Origin of the sequence: Carboxylicivirga agarovorans (assembly GCF_050589845.1) — a bacterium.
Lineage (GTDB): Bacteria > Bacteroidota > Bacteroidia > Bacteroidales > Marinilabiliaceae > Carboxylicivirga > Carboxylicivirga agarovorans.
The window spans coordinates 218,157-241,334 of sequence record NZ_JBNGPA010000003.1; the positions used below are offsets into that span (position 1 = coordinate 218,157).

Consider the following 23,178-nt stretch of genomic DNA (forward strand, 5'->3'; position numbering starts at 1 on the left):
AAAGTTCCTGTTAATCGAAACTGCATTACTGAAAATGCTCCTTGTTAATACTTTGAAAGGCCGCTGCTATTTTTAACATAAATCCCGCGGTCGCTTTTGAATTCGATTAAATTACGTTCTTCCAATCGATGAAGGGCATTTGTCAGGGCGGTTCTGCTTACACCTAAACGTATACTTAAATCACTTCTTGAAGGCAGTTTAGTTCCTGGTAATAATTGCCTTTCTTTAATTGCGTTTTCAATCTTGAACTCTATCACTTTTTCCAATGACTGACTGGCAATTACTTTATCAAAAACACGCTCCATAGTTGTATTTTTTATTAATACATCATACAAATTTAAAAAAAATAGTATAATTACAAAGGAGGGTTATCTATTTCTGAACATGACACATAGTGTCTTCACAGATACAACCAGGCAAAAAATAATTACAAGACTTAGCCGGAATATGTCAATTCTCAATTCTGATAGGATAAGGCATTCAGTCCTCTGCTGAAAAAATGATAATAGTGTCATTTTACACACAATTAAGAAAGGTAGGTTTCCTTTTGATCAAAGGTGCTTACAATAAGAATAATTCGTATTAAAACGATGCTGATACCACTGGACAGTGTTTATCATGAATATAAATGAAACACTTTAAACCGCCAACCTTCATCCTAATCATTGCACTTGCCTGCTATTTCGTATTCTACCTAAGCATCAACAAAGAAGAGCTTGTTATAAATTATTTGGAATGGAGACAATCAGGGGATCTGGATCTAATAAAATGGGGAGAAGTAAACTGTAGAAAGGTCGGCTACAAGCTAAGTCGAACTTATTGTTATAAAAAAACAGAATAACAATAGAGTGTTGCATTGAATTTAAAACTTAGTGAGCGCCTTATTTAATTTCTTATTTAACACAATAATATCAATTAGCGCATCGACCAGCAAGGTACCACAAAAGTACCTTCCCGGGGTCAAATCGGGGTCTTCTTCGGATCAACCTCGCCAGGAGCGAGGTTGATCCGAAGGTGTTCCGAAGAATTACCGAAGAGCACCCGAAGAGTTACCGAAGAAGCTCTAAGGATTTACCGAAGGATTGTTTAAAAATTACCGAAGCTACATTCGGTCCACTTGTTCTCAAAATTCTGGCATCACTATCACTAAATCTATATTATTGTTAACCAGACCTTGCTATATAATGTTGTTGATAGTTGTTGCTGTTCCAACCTTATATTGGAAGGGAATAATCAAGGCAACATGAATAATTTCCCTATGTGAATGGGGCATGTTGAGCACGTTGAATTAGAAAAAGGATTGATGAGTATTGCAAAGGACTATGTATAAATTGCCTGAATCACAGCACAGGAAGTTTACTGCTGTTAGTTCTGTATATCTACCCCTTGTGATCATCTCTCAAGCTGGAAGAGTTGGGATATGAAATGCAGGCATATCTGCCTGTTAACATTTCACTCCCCCCCAACATCATAAATCCTGACACTTAACACCCTTCCGGATACATTGCACCTTCTTTCTTTGAAAACAGCATTAGTCATTGGAATCATCCAACTAGTAACTGCAATTTATTGTTAGTTTTTAAAAAGATTAACAACTGTATGTTAGGACATTATGCAACGTCACTTAGACTGATCATAAGCAACCAGACTTTTGCTTACTGCATTAACGAAATGTACTGATCTATTACTAAAACAAATAAAAAGGAGGCAACCTCAGACAGTTGCCTCCTTTTATATAACACTAGTATAGTCCAGCCTTTAAAAAGGGGATTAATGCACATTCAACTGCTTACCCGAATCCGCCTCTTTTAAGTTACGTACCCCAGTTGTACCACCACCTTTAAGTGTTAATTCGACCGGTTTGTTTGTTTTCCATTTACCACGTGTAAAATCTGGTATAGCAATTGGTTTAGAACCATTTAAGATGGACCATTCACTTAGTGGTGTGATACAACTCCAAGCTGCCGCATCATACACATCCATATCCATTGGTAAACCGTTGCGTAAACAGTCAATCAAACGCCAGTCCATTATAAAGTCCATACCTCCATGACCACCAACTTGCTTGGCCATTTCGCCAATGCGACGTACTATTTCAGGTGTGTACTTTTCATCAAGCTCTTTCATCTTAGCCTCATCAGCTTTTTTATGACCAAAAGCGATGTGCTTCAATGGCCACTTCTGGGCAAAGCACTTGGTACCACTCAACATATGAATGCGTGAGTAAGGGCGAGGTGAACTGATGTCGTGCTGAATCATCATGGTACGACCTTTCACGGTACGTATCATCTGCATATCCATGTTACCACGCATCTCCTTACCGATGAATTGCTGTAAGTCCGGACGATCAGGAGCCAGCTCTTTGATACGGTGCTTCAAAGTGAAATCATCAGACATCATTGCGGTCAGGTAATCCATGCGGTCGCCACGGTTGATATCCATTGCCTGACAAATAGGTCCTAAACCGTGTGTTGGATATACATTGGCCTTGCGTGTATTTTCATGCAAACGCCACAAATTATCGTAAGCTCCATCGCCACGTGGCTTGTCATCCTTTGGCTTGTTGAAGTGCCAGTAATCCAAATCATGAATATAAGCACCTTCTCCGTGAACTAAATCACCAAAAGCGCCCTGACGAGCCATATTCAAGGTCATCAATTCAAAGAAATCGTAACAGCAGTTCTCCAAAATCACACAGTGCTTCCTGGTCTGCTCTGATACCTCTACCATCTCCCAGCACTCGTCCATGGTCTTGGCTGTAGATACTTCTACCGCAGCATGGCTACCACCGCGCATGGCTGCTAAAGCAACAGGCACGTGCCATTCCCATGGCGTAGCAATATAAACCAAATCAACCAGGCCACTATCGCATAAAGCTTTAAAAGCCGTATCACTACCTGTGAATTCTTTGGCTTTAGGTAAGCCTGCTTTAGCCAGTGATGCCTGAGCCCCATCTAAGGCAGCCTGTCGAGTATCACAAAGCGCGGTTACTTCAACGCCTTCGATAAAACCCATACGGTCAACAGCACCAATACCTCTGTCGCCTATACCTACAAAACCAACACGTACCTTATCCAGCTTAGGGGCTGCATAACCACACATATTAAATTCCATCTTAGGCACTCGTTCAGCATTTTCGCGAATATAAGCAACGGCTTCCTTCTCATGAGACCGCTTATCACATCCGGCCAAAGGAGCGGCAGCTGCTACACCTGCTCCCAGTGCCATGTTTTTTAAAAATGATCTTCTATCTGTTGACATATATATAATTTTAGTATTTACAATTCTTTTCCTTCCTGAATAGCCTTTTCTGTTTCCTTTGCCAGTTTGAGTATCTGCTTCACCACTTTAGGGTTATTATCCGCTACATCACTTGCTTCACCTAAATCGTTGTTCAGGTCGTACAAATACAATTCGTTATCTTCTTCTGGATTGTATTTATTCTTAAACACCAGTTTCCAGTTTTGGTAACGTACGCTCATCAGACCACCCCTGGCTCTGTAACCATAGATAGCCTTGTGAGGAGAAACGGCACCTTCTTCCTGTCGCATCAGGTTTTGAATGTCTTTTCCGTCGATTGGACGATCAGTGGGGATCTCAGCTCCTGCCACATTGGCAAAGGTGGTGAACAAATCCATGGCTGTTACCGGCTCCTCACAGGTAGTACCTGCAGGTATATTGTTTGGCCAGGTCATGATACAGGATACCCGGATACCTCCATCGTAGCGCTCCTGGTATTTTCCCTCACGTAAGACATGTTTTCTGTCCGGATCGGTAAAACCAAATTTGCCATAGCAGTTCTCCAGTTCTTCATCTTTGTATATCAATGGTCCGTTATCCGAAGAGAATACAATGATGGTGTTATCCTCTATCTTCAGACGCTTTAGGGTATTCATGATGATGCCCACAGAACGATCCAAATATTCCACCGCATCGCCATAGGCCGCAGCCTTACTCTGACCTTCGAATCCTTTAGGTACAAACCAGGGTGTATGCGTTTCAATATTGGCATATTGTAAGTAAAAAGGTTTCTTATCTTCCTTCACTGAACGATAGATAAACTTACAAGCCTCACGAGTAAACAAGGCTGGTAACTCAGCCAAATCATTGTTGTCACAACGCTTAATTACTTGTGCCTGCTCAATTAATGGAATTGCGGGATCACTCACCCCGTTAGGGCGCCAACCGCTGTTACCGATGCGCTCGGGTCCATGATCATTCGGATATGGTATGCCCAAAAACTCATCAAAACCATGCACACAAGGCAAATATTGAGGTAAGTGCCCCAGATGCCACTTGCCATACAGACCAGTCTTATAACCTTGCTCCTTCAATAACTCGGTAATGGTCACTTCCATCTCATCTTCCAGCCCTGTTTTTGAGTGTGGAAATAATACATACAAGCCTTCACCTTCGTTAACACGTGGCGCATAGCGTCCTGTTAGCAAAGCAGCCCGCGAAGGTGTGCAAGTGCCATGGGGCGCATAGAAGTTAGTGAATTTCATCCCCTTTTCTGCTAAAGCATCCAGGTGGGGTGTATGAATATCTGGTGAGCCAAAACAGCTTAAATCATCATAACCCACATCATCGGCCAGAATATGGATGATATTTGGTTTGGTATTGTCCTGTGCAAAAAGTTGTGTGCACAGAAAAAAACTACAGGTAATTACAATTGTTTTTAATTTCATTTGTCTAATTCATTTTAAATGAAGGCAGCGTATTCCTTGTTAGCGTACAAAGAAGAACTTAATACCCGCCTCATATTTTGCGTTGAAATATATTTTAACTATTCTTTTTCTGCCACATACGCTGGATTATGCTCATCAGGCACAGGTGCGTTCATTTCAAATCTCCATTTTACCAACATATCATGAAGTTCCTTCTTAATACCTGGCAATGAATCAGCCAGGTTATGCCATTCCCCGGGATCATTCTCCAGGTTATAGAGTTCCAAGGCACCGTCTTCAAAATACTCATGTAACTTCCATTTGCCCATTCTCATAGCTGATCCGGGACGTGTTCTGAACAAGGGATCACGTGCCTGATCTTTGACCGGATGAATACCCTGCAAATAAATTGGGAAATGCCAGTATAAAGCTTCCCTTTTCAAGGGCTTGTCTTTTTGCATTAATGCCACCAGCGATTGTCCATCCAGGGGCTGCTTAGGCTTCCTTTTCAATCCGCATAATTCCAATATGCTTGGATACACATCCATTGAGGCAACCGGTGTATTGATGGTCTTACCAGCTGGAATATGCCCGGGCCAGCTAATAACAAGTGGCACTCTTATACCGCCCTCATAGTAGGAACCTTTACCCGCTCTAAGCGGCTTTTGCGATGATATCTTGGCAATACCACCATTATCCGATGAGAATATAACCAGGGTATTTTGGGCCACTCCCACATTTTTAAGTGCATCCATCAGGCGACCGATATTCTGATCAGCACTTTCCACCATGGCGGCGTATACCGGATTATTCTGACCTTCTTCTCCCCCTTTCTTGCGGTACTTATTAATTAACTCCTCTTTTCCCTGCAGTGGTGTATGTACAGTGAAATAAGGCAGGTATAGAAAAAATGGAGTATCCTTTCGCTCTGCTTGTTGGCTAATATATTTTATGGCTTCATTAGTCAGCCGATCCGTCAGGTATTCGCCATCCGGACCATCAACGAGATCCTTATTTTTATACGGACTGAAATATGATTTAGGATGCCCGGCGTGTGATCCGGCCACATTGACATCAAAACCCTGGGTACACGGATCATCCCCAAGATGCCATTTGCCCATTTGAGCCGTCACATATCCAGCCTCTTTTAAAGCCTCAGCCAGTGTTACAATACTATCTGCAAGCGTCACTGTATTAGGAGTCGGTATCAGCTTACGCGTATGGGCTTTTCCTCTTTCTGAAGAACCAACCGTGTAGATGCCGTGCCTGGGTGTATTTTGTCCCGACATAATACAGGCTCTGCTGGGAGCACAATTAGCGGCTGGTGCATAAGCTTGATCGAAGTTGACCCCTATAGCTGCCAATTGATCTATATGAGGCGTTTCATAATAATCACTCCCCATATATCCGGTATCTTTCCATCCCAAATCATCAATAAGGATGAAAACTATGTTCGGACATTTTTTCTTGTATGGTTTTGCCAGTGCAGTATTTGATAGACTTATACCTATAATAAAAATGAGTAATCGGATCATATCATATATTCATTTAATGTTAGAAGCAACAAATCAAAATGTTATTTCAAGCCTTTCATTGTTGGCAGCCACTGCAAAAACAGAATATGCTTCACCTTCTGTTACCGAAAAAGAAAAGCGATCTTCTATTGAAATTTTTCGCTTTACACCATCAACCATCACTTCGTAGGCCACCGCATTCTGAAAGTTAGCAAGTGTTACAGTTACAGTGCTTCCTGACTGAGACTTACTGGCATTTCCTTCTACTATAGCTGATGAGTTTTTATAGGTTTCCACAATACTATCTCTGATATAATGAACTGCTTGTTGAGGCTTTGGCAGGTTTAAGGCTGCAATCCTGGTTTCCATTTCTGTCGAAAGCTCATAGCCCCACAAATTAAAAAAGTCAGTGAGATCATAACCACTTGTTTGACTTGCCAAAAAAGCGAATTCATGATGTTCCTTGCCTCTTTCCGGATCCGGAGAGTTACGGATAAGTTCATGTAAGTCTTTATAAAAATCAGTATTTCCTAATACCCCTGCAAAATAGAGTTCCAACTGCCAGAAGTGGACTAACTGTTCCCAGAAATACTTTTTATCAACCGTACCCGTTGCATCCATGTGCTTCATTCCTTGCACCATAAATGTATTAAAAGCCGGTTCATAACTATTCTTAGTTTCTAACCTTGATTCATTCCCGAAAGTGGTTTGAACATGTAAGGAGTACACGTTATTAGAAACCTCACCTAAAACAGACTCATTATTCAAATTTTTCCATCTAAACCCAGGCCGTGTTTGATTCACATGGCCCACCTCATGTGCCGGCCCCCAGATTGAGGTAGTTCTCAAGGCATTGACATCACATAAGTTAGCTACAGTACTTGGATTATATTCTGTACGATAGGCTGTTGCATGCATATAAGCTGCCGATTCCGAACTTCTAAATAGCATTCTGGACTGATTAGTACGATCATACTTATAGAGTCCCATGAAACGTTCTTCCAGCCAAACAATTGAATCGTAAACCTCAAGTAAACGAGCAGGATCAGGCGTGTGTTCTTTTAATAGGTCAGTATCATAGATCAGATGCGAAAATTCACCCTTTAGATCCAAACGATTTGAAACAGCAGAATTGAGCATATGCGGCCAGTCCTCATTTGTATTAGTAGCCATATCAAAATAGCCATTGATCTTTCCTGAAGCAAAATTGACCCTCACCTCTTCGTTCTCTTCATGGTGATACAAAAGGTAGATGAGACCTTTAGTGCTTGTCTTTATTTTATTAGCCCCTGGTGATAACAAAACGTTTTGCCCGTTAAAAGCAGCACTCCCCGTTTGGTCATGATCAATAATTCTTAAATATAATTCTTTTTGATGCTCATCAACAAAAACCAATAAATAATCGCCTGCTTCTACATACATACCCGTGATATTATCCAGCAGGCTATAAGTCGAAGTCTTGTTTAATTGACTCTGTATGGATGGATGCGGATAAGTAGCGTAGTTGCCAATTCGTCGCTGATCATAAGACTGATCAAATAGGGCAAGACCAATATTTCTAAAAACAGTATTCTCTATGTCCTCAATTTCTTCGCGTGTAACTCCGGGCTTTAGGTCAGAACAGCTCTTATTACTAAAAACAGATGGTATCTCAACGCCGAGGCCTTCGTTGTAGAATTCTATTTCCTGAATGACCACCATATCAGCTACCCCGGCCGTAACATGGATGACCAATTTCTTAATCTTTCCCTGATACTCACCTGGTATTACAATCTTCTTAGGATTTGCATCATCTTGAAAATCCATCGTATAAATAGAGATCAGTTCATCAGGATTGTTTTGAGTACTTAGTTTAATTTCTCCTTTTAGTATCCGTCCATTCGAACCAACCTGACGTGGCCAATAGTAGAGGTACTCAAAAGAAGGAGCTTCATCCGGTAATGTAACGGTTAAAATAACAGGCATCTCAGTGGGTGGATTATCTGATGCCCAGGGACTGTGATATTTGGTCGACAAATCGCCGTCAAAAGCATTACTTAAAGGCTGTGATGGGCGCTCTATGTGGTTCATATCAAATATTAAACCGTTTAATACAACTTTTTCCGGTTCACCAATTGACAAGTCATTATGATTACCTACCTGGTACTCGTATCTGGGTACTGTGGGTTCCTCTTTAGTTGTATCACTGCAGGCAAAGCCAAATGCTCCTGCAATAATTAACATTATAAAATATTTTTTTCTCATAATCTTCCATTTTACTGATTATCCATCATTTATAGTCTTCCTGAAACAATGGACATAATATAAGTACCTTGTGTGGAGTAAAGGCTCCAATGTTTCGGTATTCGAATCCATTGAAGCCCATACCACTATGAAAAATCAAAATCTATGAAAACCTTTAATTTTCTGTCTTGTCACCCAATTGTTTAAACTTCCATCGATCATTCCATGATTCGGTATGTTCATTCTTAATGATCTGATTTACTTTCTGAATAATCTCAGGATGCTGAGCAGCAATATTATTTTGCTCTTGTGGGTCTGTATCCAGATCAAATAATTCAAATGTTGTGTTATTTTCTTTCCGTACATTTTTACAAATGGCTTTGAAATTGCCTATTCTTACGGCCAACTGACCGCCATACTCTGGGTATTCCCAATACAAATACTCATGTTTTTCCTGTGGCTTGCCATATAATTCAGGTAAAAAGCTGATGCCATCCACATCCTCAGGGACAGCTGTACCACTAATGTCACATAGCGTAGGTAACACATCCCAGAAAGCCGAAATATGGTTAGATACCGTTCCTGCTTGTATGTGACCCGGCCAGCTAGCAATCATTGGCACACGAATACCTCCTTCGTGCAAGAAGCCTTTGCCCCAACCATACTCACTTTTAAATAGACCAGCGCTGTTGAACCATGGTGAATCCGTTCCGCCATTATAGGTAGGTCCGTTATCGGAGGTAAACATGATGATGGTATTTTCATACACACCCAAATCTTTTAATTGCTGAATTAACTGCCCTACCTGATCGTCCATATAGGATACCATGGCTGCATAACCAGCACGAGGATTCTTATGAGGGAAGTAACCTTTTTTTCCATCATAAGGCGCTTCATCACCAAACTTCTCGATGTAATAATCCACCCATTTTTTGGGTGCCTGAATAGGCGCATGCGGGATTGGGTTGGCCCAATACACGAAGAATGGATTCGCACTGTTTTCAGCAATAAAATTGCTCATGCGCTCGAACATGATGTCACCTGAGTAATCAGCTAAGTTATAAGGCTTATAACTTTCTTCAGCATATGGGTCGGCTCCTTCAGCCAACTTTGTACCGGGGGCTACTGTATCATTATTTAAATACACCCTGTACTCATTCTCATACAAGTGCACCGGATAATAGGTATGTGCCTGACGCTGGCAATTGTAACCAAAGAAATAATCAAACCCTTGCTTAGTAGCAATACCTTCTGTATGCGGAGCGCCAAGTCCCCATTTACCAATGACAGCTGTTTTGTAGCCTGAGCCCTGCAATAAGCGACCAATGGTTTTTGTTTCAACAGGTAAAGGACGCTGCCCTTCCAGCGTTGAATCGGCAATCTGCGCTCGATAATTCCACACATCGCCACGCTCTCTCCATTCATCATTACCTCTCACATAAGAGTGTCCCATATGTTTGCCTGTCATTAATACAGATCGTGACGGTGCACAAACAGGTGCACCACAGTAATGGTTGGTAAACAACATTCCATCGCTGGCTAATTGATCGATGTTTGGTGTTTCGATCAGCTCCTGACCATAACAGCCTAACTCCCCATAGCCAAGGTCATCGGCAAGGATGTATATAATATTCGGTTTTTCAGTTTTATTCGTTTCGCTTGTATTACAAGCGAATAAACCAAGCATAACAACCGTTAAACAAGCAAATCCTATCCAATATTTTTTCATTTTCATTCTCATTATTTAGTTACTTTATTCGTTATCATTCAATGTAGAGATTTTTATATGCCAATAGAACCAACACCTTTACTGACTGGTTTTAAAGGATTGTGTATCAAACGACCATGTTATTCCCTGATCATTGGAAATTTTTATGCGATAGAAATAGTCTGTATTGGCAGACAGACCGTCTAAAGCAATGGTTTGCTTTCCTGCCGACACATTAATCGCCTTACTGTATTCCCATTTTTCCTCTTTAGTTAATCCTTCTTTTGTGCCCCAAAACAAAGTAGCACTGGCATTGGTGCCAAGATCTATAACATTCAATTGTAAATCAGCTGAATTAGCACTAATATTCTGAGTTCCACCATCCTCAAATGTACTTGGCATTTTATACAAGTCATCAATATGGGCACCCTTTAAATATTCAGGTACTGGATCAGGATTGATCAGAGTAACCGTTTTGGCAGGTGTTCCAACTTCACCCCAACCGCCCATTTGCATGGAAAACTTGTTGCCAACTGTACGCCAATTACGAGCGCTTAGCTGGTTTATTGCCGAACTACCTACCAACTTATTTACCGGATGCCAGTTTCCATCCGTATCCATTTGCCAGCCTCTGTACTGAGATTCTCTTACTTCATGACCGCTACGTTCGCGAGAAGCAGGACCTGCCACTTCAACAAAGGCTCCGGTTTCCAGATATTTAATCTCACCCGTTTTATTATATTTCTTACCACATCCATATAGTTTCCATTTCTGGTCAACAGGATCCAGATAGTAGCTCCAATAGGTATTATATTTTTCTCCCGGTTGCATCCTGACTGCAATAACCTGCTTATTGGTATCAATGCCTATATATGGATGGGGCCCGCGAGGCTTAACACCTGTACCCTCATGCCCATAAGCTCCAAAAGTCAGTCCGGGTCCTACGGCTATTAAATGACTTTCCTGGTAAAAAGGAGGAATGGGATCGTTCTGCCCATATGACCATAACGAGAAATTATAGCCACCAAAGGTCTTTGATTTTAGTGACCAGGGTGAACCGGTATAACCAAATGGTGTTGTAATGGGCTGATAAACATTAGCAGTAGTGTTGATAACTGTTAATTCGTGTACACTTATTTCTACTGGATTTGAACTTGCTGTGTGCCATTTCCCATGCACGGCGAACGGCCGATACCGCCGCATTTCAATAGAGGCATTCTTTGCAGCGGTGCCTGTAAGGTGAACATTTTTAAGCTGTCCAATATTGGCTCCTTTGCTCTTTGCAGACTTAATCTGCAGCTTTATCATATAAAATCCGGGTTTTACATTAGTAAACTCCACACCATCCTGTATCGCATATTGACTCTCACCACCAGTCGCAGCTATTGAAAAATCTTGTCTTTCATTATTTAAATAGGCATATAGTTCAGACCCTTCCTGCCCATTAGCGACTCCTATTTCTGGTTGAATTTTTAAACTTCCTTCATTTTGAATGGTCACCCCAAATAAAATGGTATCGTTCTCCTGGTTCCAGTTATAAATGTAATCGTAGTATTCAAACTTATTATATTCCTCCCCAGAGGTTTTGTCAACCAAATGAGCTGTTAGAGTTCCCACCGGTGAAAAAAAGCTTTCGTTGGCAGTAAAGGTTAAGGTATCTGTCTCAACAGGCTTATCTGTCTTATTAACATTTAAATCGCCTCCTCTTTTACATTGGCAAAAGGTCAATACTACTATTGCACTTACTCCAAAAAGGAAGTTTGAAAATTGCTTGTATAATCTAATATTCATTCTCATAGTTTTTTAACATCTCACTTTAATAACTTAAGTTATTCATTTTAGAAACGAACAGCCATACCTATTACTCCCAGGTATTTAGTCGGGCTTGCCTATGTGCTGATGTATTATTCATAACGAACCTGCAGCATTCCTCCTTGTTTGGAAATTGTTACATAGTCCTCTTTTATTAGCGAGTCCATTCCCGCTCCGTTTGAAACCCTTAGCTCGACTTTATATCTCCCAGCTTGTTGATATGTCACCACTGGATTCATATTCTTGCTTGAGGAAGGCTCTCCCCCTTCGAAGATCCATTGGTATGTCTCTGGATGATTGCTGCTCTTATCAAAAAAACGGATAGTTCCTTCTTTATCACCAGGCTCTGTATTATGCACAAAATCGGCTTTTGGCAATTGTGGTTGAACACCATAAAGTAAAGAACGCCAGAATCCTCTTCCATCTGTTGATATGGTCATTACACTTTCCTCGCGGTCAGCACCGTAATAGATCTCCATTCCTGAAACACGAATAGCAGGCAGGCCTTTTGAAAAGTTAAGCCAGTTTGTCATTGATGCATCCTTATAAAACACGCCGATATCGGTTCCAACATATATCCCCTCATCACTACTTTTATCAACCACCATTTCCAATAAAGCAACCCCCGGCAGATTATTTGTCAGGTTGACCCATGTAGCACCCTTATCAGCTGAACGGTAGATGTTACTTCCCTGCAGTATATAAACAATAGACTCATCTTTCACACAGGTCGCAATATCATTTACAGCCGCATCGGCTAGTGGTAAATCAGTCGTAAGCTTTGTATATGTGGGTGCATCCGCATTAATATTGTCACTGCGAAACATGTCATTACCTCTTGCCACATATAGAATATCATGATTTGACTCACACTGTTCTACCTTTTGTATTTTTTCTTTACCGGGAAAGGAAGAGATGGTAGACCAGCTTACTGATTTAGCTCTGGCATTTATAGTGCGTTGTAACTGGGTAAATCCAACCAGCAGTGTATTTACATCACTCTTATGCAAAACCCCCGTTCCGGTGTAATGTCCCCTGTCCTTATTTTGTTTGTTAATACGAGGAAATTTAAAGCCTCCGTTGCTTGAACGGCAGACTTTTTCGTACTTGATATGGTAAATGTAATTCTCATTACTTGGGTCAATAATACAGGTAGCCTCATCACCTCCCCATGGTGAGTACCATATGCCATTGTTGTTTAATTTAATGCCGCAGTGCATGGTCCCGCCAGCCACATTACTTTTTACCGTCTGGCTCTGCGAGCATTCATATATTTCTGCTATTGGCAGGCCATCCGTAATCATTTGAAATTTCTGTTCTTCATTCAGATAGTAAATACCTCCATCGTTGGCGACGAAAAGTGTTTGATCATGTGGTGAGTAGGACCAGTTCAACTGATCCATGTGCAGGTGATCACCCTCAGTAGTTACATTATTATAATATTGCTCCCAGGTGTGGCCACCATCATTTGAGCGCCAGCTCTTCACACCACCTGCCCATATATTGGATGCATTAGCCGGATCAACAACGACAAACAAATTATAGTTGGGCTGGCCTCTTGAAAGGGAACCATCCGATTTATAGCCGGTGATACAAGGCGTTTCTCCTGAGAGTTTAGCAAATGATTTACCGCCATCCGTTGAATGGTAAAATCCTTCGAACGAATCCTGCCCCATATGATCTCTGGCGTTTAAAACAAAAACATCATCGGGCTGAGCAGGTGAAACCGCTATCTTCATAAAGCAGCCCTGCCCAAAGTCAGTTACCTCCGTCCATTTCTGTCCGCCATCACTTGTCCGGTAAAATTTACCAGGGGTGCCATTCGTAGCAGCATACATGGTTAAAGGTTGGCCCGGGTGCACTTTAATATCTTCAACTCTATCGGCATTCAGGACTTTTGTCCAGGATGTACCAGCATCCTGTGTTTGATAAATGCCATCTTTTGCCCCTACTGTTATAATATTTTCGTTGTAGCTATGAATATGTAAAGCCTTTACTGCACTCACAACACTTGTGCTGGTCCAATGTAATCCTTCATCGCTGGTTTTATAGACACCTAAATTGGTACCTATGAATATACTGGCTGGATCTGATCTCATCACTCTGCTAACATATACTTCCTCAGTAAGATTGTCCGATAAAGGCTCCCAACTTTCACCTTTGTCGCCAGATTTGAATAAGCCACTTTTAAAACATGATACATAAAGGGTATTGGGATCTGTAGGGTGGAACTCAATATCTCTTACACGTCCTCCATCGCGTTTAGTGCCATTACGCGGACCAACGTTAAGCGGACCATAGCAGTACCAATTACCTTGAATAAACTCTGTGTTATGATCATTCATCGCGTTTCGCCAGACACTGCTCACAGCTCTGGCTGATATAACATCACCATGCTTATTGGTTCGTTTGGCGCTAATAGCGTACCATCTCTCAAACTGTTTGTAACGATCACCCTTAAAACGCTCATTTTGTTCCCAATAGTTATCGAAGACCTGACGTGCTTCAGTCAGATTGACATCGGGCTGCTCCATCATGTCAATCCACACAGGATACTCTTCACCTGAAACAAGAGACGTTTCATTTGTAGCGTCATCACTTATTGAAAGTTTCTTATCAAATAGAAACAAAAATGTAATTACTGACAGCACAAGAGCACTGACCGCTATGCTAAAGTGTTTTTTCATTTTTAGATGTATAAATACTGAATCAGTATAAGATCTTCCCAATAGCTATGTGTTATATCAGGAGATAAGAATCATACCTTTAATTGCAGTGCACATTGGCTTATAGCCAACATGCCCGCAATTATGGTATTATTTAGATTGATTAATGAATGGTTGACAGAAATTGAATTTGTTCAATTAGTAAAGCCTCTCCATAGATACGCACATCATCGATCATTCCTTTATACAGTGCACCACCAGCCTGCGAACCAATGTATACAGGTGTTTCACCTGCTACACCAGTGTTAATGTTAGAATTTTCCAGGGATGCATCCAGCACTCCATCAACATATAGCTTTACCATTTGTCCATCATATGAATAAGCTATATGGTGCCATGCATTATCATTCACACTTGTTGTACCGTTGAGACCACCTCCCTGAAATTCGAAGCGAATGGTTCCGTTTTTATTCATCTTAAATGAATTACGGCTGTAGGTACCACTGGCCCCCCAGTGTACCAAACCGGCTACGGAGGTGGCATCTGTTTTCACCCAGCAAGTAACCGTTCTGGCATCGGCACCATTCACACCAGTGTAATCTTCCAATACGACATGTTGCCCGCTAATTGCACTAAATTTCATGCCCATGCCACCATATTTCGATCGGGGTTCATAAGAAGATGAACCGTTAATTCCGTTACCACCTGCTGATCCCTCATTAAGCAAATCATTTTCGAATCGCATCTTAACAGCCGGAACAACACCTTCAAGATCTGGTATTTCAAGAGGGGTAACGGTAACGTACTTAGTAATCTTATCTGCACCTGCATTGTTTCTTGCTGTTAAAGTAACAGGCTGTTCTCCCTCGGCCAAAAATTCAACTGTAATACTGCTCTGGTTACTATATGTAGGGTTACCACCCGGTACTTCCCAGGTAAATAATGATGGTTCGTTCGTTGACACATCGGTAAAAGTTACTATAGCACCAACCTCCACTTCCAGTTCGTTAATACTGGCTTTGAAATCAGCAACCGGTTTAGGTCCAAGATTCACTTCATCACTTTCTGAACAATTAATAAAAGCCAATGCTGCTATTAGACTGAGTCCAATATTGGCCATTGTATATTTTAGATTTTTCATCTGACTATTTTTTTCTTTCATTTATCAGATAGAGTAAATAAGTGACTGTTATTCATCCGAGTCATACTTTTTATGATATTCACTCTACCTGTAATATTAAAAAAACGAACTCTGATTAACCAGTTGCATTAAAACACAACTGGTTAATTTTATGTCACTTACTATTTCCAGGTTGGATTTTGGTCTAACTGTGGATTTAAAGCCAACTCATTTTCTGGCAGTGGGAATAAATAATAGTAATCAGGAAATACAGGAGGTGTACCAGTAACAAACTGACAGAAGCCCTCAGCTGCATTGTCTTGAATTTTAATATTGATCTTATAATCGGCCTGTTTTACCCAGCGACCTAATTTAATATCGGTCGCATAATCCATCTTTTTCCAACGACGTAAATCATCACGACGGAAGCCTTCGCCCATCAATTCAACTGCACGCTCTCGTCTGATCTCAAACAAAACAGGATCAACATCTGCATCACGAGAAGGATCAAAAGCTGCATCAATATTAGCCATCACCATATGAGCAACACGTCCTCTATCCCTTAACTTATTGATGGTTGCATCAGCAACTGCCTGATCAAATTCACCCACTTCAAATTTGGCCTCCGCATAATTCAATAAAATTTCTGCCATTCTGAATATAGGAGCATCGGCAAAATCAGCAGAGGAGCGACCAGTGTTCAGCTGGTTGTAATGTTTCCAGATACGGTAACCTGTCGCCTTTGTTTTATTATAAGGCTTTGGCTCAAAATGTGGCACTTCTGCAACAACATTACCTGCCCAGTTAAGATCAGGCAGTGTTTTGTGCAAACCATCACTTATTTCTTCCATTACTGCAAAATATTCCTGGTCAGCAGGTACGCCTGTATGCGTCCAATTAACATTCTGTGATACATTTACTTTGTATGGTGGTGGTGTGGTGAAATACAAACGATCATCCCTGTCTCTGAACTCGGCATTCTTATCCTTATATCCACCAAACTGCGGATTCGCCGGATTTGTTACCGGCAGACCATTTTTTGATAGGAATTTATCAACTCCTTTGCGCGTGATATCATAGGTTGAGTTAGAAGAACGGAAATCTGTTGACATACGAGATACAAGAACATCTTCAACATAACGACGATACAATACTATACCTTTAACATCAGCTAGTGATTCGCTATTGAATACTTCATCAAAACTTGGATGCAAATCCGGATGTTTAGTCATTAATTTTTCAGATGCTGCGATACTCGCATCAAGATATGTATTGGCATCGCCTAAAGCATGATACTTGCGCCATGTACCTTCAAATAAACCAAAACGTGAAATTAAAAAGTTAACTACATCTGTATTGATAGTATTCGCACCATCGCCTTCCGGTTTAATATGTTCTTCAGCCCAACTCAAATCTCTTAATACATTGGCAGCCACCTCATCACGTGGCGTTCTTGGACCGAACAAAATATCTGTATCTTCATCGGTTACTTCATTTTCCAACCAGATAACATCGCCATATAAGTTCATTAATTTATAATATTCATAAGCTCTGAAGAATAACCCAACACTTCGCCAGTGATCAATATCTTCCTGTGCCATCGTTGAACTCAATAAATTATCCAACATGATATTAACACGACGAATTCGTCTGTACGGACGTTCATAAAATTCTTCTGAGCTACTTGGCACTTCGAAATTATTCCATAGATAAGGAGCTCCGTTTGCCCATCCGTAATTCTGCATTAAGTCTGCTTCGCAGTCTTTACGCATCACACGCGAAACAGCTGGTCGCTTGCTTGAATTGACTTCTTTATATCGTAATAAAGATTGATGATCATAACCAATAAAACCATCGTAAAAACCATGAGAATAAACTAATATGGAACTATACGAATTAAAGGTAGTTGCCTCTGACAATTCATCTTTAGGTGCCAGATTCAGATAGTCTTCACTGCAAGACACCAAGCTAAAGACAAGCAGTAAAAAAACTGGTATTATATATGTTAATTTCATTGTTCTATTTTTTTTAGAATGATAGATTAAGTCCTACTGAAAAGCTTTTCATAAATGGATAGCCACCATTACCTATCTGGTTGGAATGCACAATGTCTGCATCAATACCTTGTGGCAGATCATCAATGGTTAAGATATTATTGGCTGCTGCAAAAACTCGCAGTTTTTCAACTCCTATTTTCTGTAACCATTGTTGGGGCAAGGTGTATCCAAATGTGATATTTTGAATTCGCAGATAAGCACCATTAGACAAATACTTTGTTTGTGTCCATCGGCTGCGTGCATAATTACTGTCTGAGTTACCATTTAGTGCACCTCCATATATACGAGGATAAAATGCATCCTGGTTATCAGGTGTCCAGTAATCTAACTGATGCTTATAAATATGGTCAAATCCAGATGGATAAGGCCAGATAAGGTCCGTATTAATGTTTAGGTCACGTTTTCCAACACCACTTAGTACAAATGAGAAGTCAAAGTTTTTATAGTTGGCATAACCGTTTAAGCCAAACTGATAACGACGTCTATTATTACCTATTACTTTTCGGTCACCAGGATTTTCAAGGGTACCATTACCATTATTAATGTATCCATTACCATCTAAATCAACATACTTAACATCACCGGGGTAAGGAGTGGGTTGATTTTCAATATAAACAACACCTTCCTTTAATTGACGATTATCGCCGGATAGATGAGCATCCAATGTGCCTTCTACAAAATCATCTACTGTGTAATAGCCATCAGTTACATATCCCCATATTTCGCCTACGTTTTGTCCAACATAGTATTGTGATAATAATCCAGCCTCATTATCAAACTTTAAAATTTCAGATTGACTGTTCGAAATATTAAAGTTCAAGCCATAATCCACCTGGCCGATCTTATCCTTCCAGGCAATCTCAACTTCCCATCCTCTTGTTTCCAGGTCTGCTGCGTTTTCCATTGGAGCCGACACACCCAATACAGCAGGTAATTCAGCACCTTGAATTAACATCCCTAATGTTTTACGGGAATAAACATCCACTGAAGTGCTTAAACGGTTCTTCAGTATAGCCACATCTAATCCTAAATTGGTTGTTTGAACCGTTTCCCACGTCATTAATGGACTTATCAGTTGAGCAGGATTAACAGTATTGTATCGTAAGTCAGTATCTAAATTAATGTAACGTACTTCTTCTCCTGCATAACCCGGATACATCGGATAAGGATCTGCAATAGCCTGATTTCCAACCTCACCCCATGAAGCTCTTAACTTAAGAGTAGTAAATAACTCCACATTTTCCATAAAGGACTCTCTTGCAATGTTCCATCCTCCCGAGAATGATGGAAAAAATCCAAAACGACTATCCTCCGCAAAACGCGAAGAACCATCATATCGTCCGTTTGCTTCTAGAAAGTACTTTTGCTTATAATTGTAATTAAGACGAGCGAAGTAACCCATTACAGCCCAATCTGTATAGCCGTCATTAACACTCATATCACCAATGGCCATACCTAAATAAGGTTGATCTACAGAAATTAAGTTCTTTCTTTGGGCATTGAAAGATTCGTTCACACGCTTTTCCCGGTTAAATCCGGCTAAAATACCCACATTATGATTTCCAAAAGTCTTGCTATAATTTCCATACAGGTTTAAAGCATTGTATACATACTCACTATTCGATCGGGTAACACTTGTGTTTTCAGGATTAGAGCTGTTTTCAGTAAACTTAAATGCACTGATAAAACGTGCCTGGTTATTAACTGAGCGACTGACAGTATTGCCCTTTTGGTAGGTTATTTCACCTGTAAAAACCAAATCTTTGATAGGGTTAAACTCTAACTTTTCAAACAAACGAAGGTTATCTGTTTTTGTCAATCCGGGAACACGGTAACGCTCCATATTACCAGGTGTATCAAATGGCAAAATATCACCTGCATTCTCACCTGCTATCAACTCATAGTGACCCGTTGGATCATACATACGCATCTGAATAGCCGAAGCATAACTTCCAATTGGATTGGATCGTTCACTCACTTTATAGTAAATGGTAGTTGATGACTTTAATGACTTTGTTAACTGGGCATCAACGAATGAGTTTAGATTAAACTGCTCATACGAATCATTATCAGTCACCATGATACCATCTTCAGAACTATACCCGGCATTCATCCTGTAAGAGATATTCTCACTTCCACCGCTCATTGAAAAATTATGAATAGTAGAAAAGCCTGTGTCATCCAAAAAGTCACCAATAACATCGGTATCTGCCAAAGGATAGTAAGTACCTGTATTCTCATCGATAATTAATGCGTAGTTACTACCGCTTACAGGATCTTTAATAAGGTTCAACTGACCTGGATCAGTCTCATACTGATCAATATAATCAAGCCACAGGTCTGTTTCCTGACCTGCAAAATAGGAATTAACACCCCAATCATTCAAGGCTTCAACAAATTGCCTGGTAGTAGCTTTCTCAGGCAACTCTGTTGGTGATGAAAAGGTATTTGTCGTTGAATAATTAAAGCGCATTTTCTCGTTTCTTTGGGCTTTCTTTGTGGTTACTAATATCACACCAAAAGCAGCCCTGGCTCCATAAATAGAAGCAGCTGCAGCATCTTTTAAGACAGAGACGGACTCAATATCTCTAGGGTTAACATCATTAATTGACATAGGTACGTTATCAACCAATACTAACGGTCCACCACCTGTTATTGATGTAAAACCCCGAATATTAAAATTTGTAGAAGGAGCACCCGGACGCCCTGATGTCGATACCACCTGCAGACCGGCTGCGACTCCCTGGAGAGCTTGTGCGGACGAAGTGATTGGTCGATCAGCAATGATATCACCCATTTTTACATAACTATTGGCTCCGGTTACATTTTCCTTCTTTTGTGTACCAAAACCAACCACAACGACTTCATCAAGTCCTGTTACATCTTCAACTAAAATTATATCAATCGCACTTCTTCCGGCTACCTGGATAACCTGAGTTTCAAAGCCAATAAAGGAGAATGAGAGCTCAGCCTCGGCAGAGCTTAATTCCAATGAGTAAGTACCATCAATACCTGTAATGGTTCCTGTTGTAGTACCCTTTTCTACTACAGAAACACCAGGCATTGGCTCGCCTGAAGAATCGGTCACAGATCCTCTAACAGTCACTGATTGTTGTTGATCGTTTTGATTAGCCTTTTGAGTTGCAGCAAAAATTACCACCTGGTTATTTACGATGCGATAACTTAAGTTAGAACCTTCCAATACCACATCTAATAATTCATTTAAATTTTTACTCGCAGCTTCAACAGTGACTTTCTTATCTAAATCAACATTAGCATCGTTATACAAAAAAGTAAAATTGCTTTTTTGCTCTATTTGTTTAAAAACTTCTTTTAAAGTTTTGCTTGTTGATTTAATACTAATTTCATTGCCTTGAGAATAAGCTGCTGCGCTTACATGCAACAGACCTATAAAAAGCATTCCCACTATCAACTTCATAGTTCGAAACCATTTTAGCAAAGAGGTTTGCCCCCTATTGCTGTTAAACACTAGCTTTTTTTTCATAAATTTGAATACTATTTGTTATAAATACATCGTGTTACAGCACGATGGTTAATTTAAGGAAAGTGTTACAGCACTTTCCTTTTTACCTTTCTTGCATTATCATTATTTGATCATCCATTATTTCATAACGTATTGGAGTTGTTATTTGTATTAATTCCAACACCTCATTAATGGTCTCATTTTTTATAGTCATTGTATAACGTCCCTTATATTCCAGTGATTTATCAAGCTTAATAGTAACTCCATACCATTGCTCCAATTTTTTCACTACTTCGTAAAATGTATCATCTTCAAATTGTAATACATTATGCTTCCATGGAGCAATTAGATCGACATTAACCTCCCCGATAATCATTGCTCTTGTCTTCTTTCTATAAGTAATCTGCTGTCCGGGAATAATCCTCTTTTCTTCCCCGGTCGCTATAATCTGCATACCTACACTTCCTTCTTCAAGGGATGTTTGTATAGTGCCTGCATTGTCATATGCTCGCACATTGAACCTGGTACCATAAACTTTCATAATAACCTCTGAAGTATTCACAATAAATGGTCTCATGCTATCACTCGACACTTCAAAAAAAGCTTCTCCTTTTAGGGTAGCTATTCGTTGTTGCTTATCAGGCTCAAAAGCATAATCGAGTTCACTGCCTGAATTTAACCAAACCTTCGTCCCATCTTGAAGAATTACCTGGCTCTTTTGACCGGGTGGTGTTATCATTTTTACTGACTGATCATGGAATGGAATTTTTGATGAATTATGAATGTTCCAGACAATAGAACTTAATGCAAACAATATGGCAACAACTGCAACAGATCGCCACCATGTCAGCTTATGGGAAGAAGGCAAACTATATACAGGCGGTTGACCACTTTTTTGGATTCGTTGCTTTAAACCATCCCAATTGTCTTCAGGATTGAACAACCATCCTTTTGCCAAAATATCTGCATACTGATAACTTTCATTAAATTCATCAAATACTTTTCTATTATTATCCGATGCATTTATCCACTCTTTAAGTTTATCAGTTTCAGCATCACTAATTCGTTTCTCAAAAAAACGAACTAACAACGTTCTATAATCATTTTCATCTTTCATCTTGTGACCTTTCTAATAAGTTATACAGAAAGGTCGGGGTTTACCCTGACAAGAAATATAAAAAATGTAAAAAAAAATCAGATAATGGCAACCAGCAGGCTTGGAAGATACTCCTTCAGCTCTTTTCTAAAGACTTTCAATGCTCTCCCCATTTGTGTTTCAACGGTCTTAATGGAAATATCCAATTCATCAGCTATCTCACGATACTTTTTACCTTCCTGCCGACTCATAAGATATATCTTACGACATTGTTCGGGTAACGAATCTATTATTTCTTGCGATTTAATGTTAATTTCTCTAACGAGTAAAGAATCAGTAGTGTCCAGTGAATTCTCGTTAGTATAAACCTCTTTTAAAAACGACTTGTATTTATCCTCTACTTCCTGATGCTGAATGATATTCAAACTCTTGTTACGGGCAATCTTAAACAGGAAGGAAGAAAAAGACTTTTTAGTATCCAATTGGTTTCGATTCATCCAAACTGTATAAAATACTTCCTGCACTACCTCTTGTGTTTCCTCATAATCATTGAGATACTTATTCACAAATGCACATAGTCGTCTGAAATACTTATAATACAATAACTCAAAAGCCTGATCATCACCTGCTTTCAACTTTTTTATTGTTTGTTCTTCACGCATAAATCGTCACCGTATGATAACTAAAAAAACGAAAACCAATTCTCAAAGCTAATAATATTCTGAATACTTAAGCATCATTCACCCTGTATAAAGGTATGAACGAATCCTTCGTCAGCTATTAGTATTCAAGTAACAATACGACCATTCAAATCCCTGAATATAAGTATGC

The 23,178-nt window shown here is 40.0% G+C and carries 13 protein-coding genes; all 13 read right to left on the reverse strand.

Features of this window, described 5'->3' with window-relative positions; all coding sequences use genetic code 11:
* Positions 1–44 precede the first annotated feature (44 nt).
* Positions 45–305: a winged helix-turn-helix domain-containing protein gene (locus ACRD69_RS04865; protein ID WP_430813943.1), complete on the reverse strand. Its 261-nt coding sequence runs from the start codon at positions 303–305 to the stop codon at positions 45–47.
* Positions 306–1,770: 1,465 nt separating this feature from the next.
* Positions 1,771–3,261: a Gfo/Idh/MocA family protein gene (locus ACRD69_RS04870; RefSeq protein WP_430813944.1), complete on the reverse strand. Its 1,491-nt coding sequence runs from the start codon at positions 3,259–3,261 to the stop codon at positions 1,771–1,773.
* 17 nt (positions 3,262–3,278) lie between these two features.
* A complete protein-coding gene (locus ACRD69_RS04875; RefSeq protein ID WP_430813945.1) occupies positions 3,279–4,688 on the reverse strand; it encodes a sulfatase family protein in 1,410 nt (469 codons plus the stop codon).
* A gap of 98 nt (positions 4,689–4,786) precedes the next feature.
* The gene (locus ACRD69_RS04880) at positions 4,787–6,202 is read right to left on the reverse strand and encodes a sulfatase (RefSeq protein WP_430813946.1); all 1,416 of its coding nucleotides are present in this window, start codon (positions 6,200–6,202) and stop codon (positions 4,787–4,789) included.
* A gap of 33 nt (positions 6,203–6,235) precedes the next feature.
* Positions 6,236–8,425 carry a M60 family metallopeptidase gene (locus tag ACRD69_RS04885; RefSeq protein ID WP_430813947.1) on the reverse strand — a complete coding sequence of 730 codons (2,190 nt, stop codon included), beginning with the start codon at positions 8,423–8,425 and terminating at the stop codon, positions 6,236–6,238.
* Between the two features lie 154 nt (positions 8,426–8,579).
* The gene (locus ACRD69_RS04890; protein ID WP_430813948.1) at positions 8,580–10,139 is read right to left on the reverse strand and encodes an arylsulfatase; all 1,560 of its coding nucleotides are present in this window, start codon (positions 10,137–10,139) and stop codon (positions 8,580–8,582) included.
* Positions 10,140–10,211: 72 nt separating this feature from the next.
* The gene (locus tag ACRD69_RS04895; protein ID WP_430813949.1) at positions 10,212–11,903 is read right to left on the reverse strand and encodes a DUF3472 domain-containing protein; all 1,692 of its coding nucleotides are present in this window, start codon (positions 11,901–11,903) and stop codon (positions 10,212–10,214) included.
* A 113-nt stretch (positions 11,904–12,016) separates the two neighbouring features.
* On the reverse strand, positions 12,017–14,611 hold the full coding sequence (locus ACRD69_RS04900; RefSeq protein WP_430813950.1) for a VPS10 domain-containing protein: 2,595 nt from the start codon (positions 14,609–14,611) through the stop codon (positions 12,017–12,019).
* A 142-nt stretch (positions 14,612–14,753) separates the two neighbouring features.
* Positions 14,754–15,731, reverse strand: a complete 978-nt coding sequence (locus tag ACRD69_RS04905) for a LamG-like jellyroll fold domain-containing protein (RefSeq protein WP_430813951.1) — start codon at positions 15,729–15,731, stop codon at positions 14,754–14,756.
* Positions 15,732–15,892: 161 nt separating this feature from the next.
* The gene (locus ACRD69_RS04910) at positions 15,893–17,725 is read right to left on the reverse strand and encodes a RagB/SusD family nutrient uptake outer membrane protein (RefSeq protein WP_430813952.1); all 1,833 of its coding nucleotides are present in this window, start codon (positions 17,723–17,725) and stop codon (positions 15,893–15,895) included.
* 13 nt (positions 17,726–17,738) lie between these two features.
* On the reverse strand, positions 17,739–21,206 hold the full coding sequence (locus tag ACRD69_RS04915; RefSeq protein ID WP_430813953.1) for a TonB-dependent receptor: 3,468 nt from the start codon (positions 21,204–21,206) through the stop codon (positions 17,739–17,741).
* Between the two features lie 148 nt (positions 21,207–21,354).
* The gene (locus tag ACRD69_RS04920; RefSeq protein WP_430813954.1) at positions 21,355–22,368 is read right to left on the reverse strand and encodes a FecR family protein; all 1,014 of its coding nucleotides are present in this window, start codon (positions 22,366–22,368) and stop codon (positions 21,355–21,357) included.
* A gap of 77 nt (positions 22,369–22,445) precedes the next feature.
* Positions 22,446–23,009: an RNA polymerase sigma-70 factor gene (locus ACRD69_RS04925; protein ID WP_430813955.1), complete on the reverse strand. Its 564-nt coding sequence runs from the start codon at positions 23,007–23,009 to the stop codon at positions 22,446–22,448.
* Between the last annotated feature and the right edge of the window lie 169 nt (positions 23,010–23,178).

Excerpts from the sequence above, each read along its gene's own strand:
- ACRD69_RS04865 (WP_430813943.1), bottom strand. The coding sequence starts at position 305 with ATGGAGCGTGTTTTTGATAAAGTAATTGCCAGTCAGTCATTGGAAAAA.
- ACRD69_RS04870 (WP_430813944.1), bottom strand. The coding sequence starts at position 3,261 with ATGTCAACAGATAGAAGATCATTTTTAAAAAACATGGCACTGGGAGCA.
- ACRD69_RS04875 (WP_430813945.1), bottom strand. The coding sequence starts at position 4,688 with ATGAAATTAAAAACAATTGTAATTACCTGTAGTTTTTTTCTGTGCACA.
- ACRD69_RS04880 (WP_430813946.1), bottom strand. The coding sequence starts at position 6,202 with ATGATCCGATTACTCATTTTTATTATAGGTATAAGTCTATCAAATACT.
- ACRD69_RS04885 (WP_430813947.1), bottom strand. The coding sequence starts at position 8,425 with ATGAGAAAAAAATATTTTATAATGTTAATTATTGCAGGAGCATTTGGC.
- ACRD69_RS04890 (WP_430813948.1), bottom strand. The coding sequence starts at position 10,139 with ATGAAAATGAAAAAATATTGGATAGGATTTGCTTGTTTAACGGTTGTT.
- ACRD69_RS04895 (WP_430813949.1), bottom strand. The coding sequence starts at position 11,903 with ATGAATATTAGATTATACAAGCAATTTTCAAACTTCCTTTTTGGAGTA.
- ACRD69_RS04900 (WP_430813950.1), bottom strand. The coding sequence starts at position 14,611 with ATGAAAAAACACTTTAGCATAGCGGTCAGTGCTCTTGTGCTGTCAGTA.
- ACRD69_RS04905 (WP_430813951.1), bottom strand. The coding sequence starts at position 15,731 with ATGAAAAATCTAAAATATACAATGGCCAATATTGGACTCAGTCTAATA.
- ACRD69_RS04910 (WP_430813952.1), bottom strand. The coding sequence starts at position 17,725 with ATGAAATTAACATATATAATACCAGTTTTTTTACTGCTTGTCTTTAGC.
- ACRD69_RS04915 (WP_430813953.1), bottom strand. The coding sequence starts at position 21,206 with ATGAAGTTGATAGTGGGAATGCTTTTTATAGGTCTGTTGCATGTAAGC.
- ACRD69_RS04920 (WP_430813954.1), bottom strand. The coding sequence starts at position 22,368 with ATGAAAGATGAAAATGATTATAGAACGTTGTTAGTTCGTTTTTTTGAG.
- ACRD69_RS04925 (WP_430813955.1), bottom strand. The coding sequence starts at position 23,009 with ATGCGTGAAGAACAAACAATAAAAAAGTTGAAAGCAGGTGATGATCAG.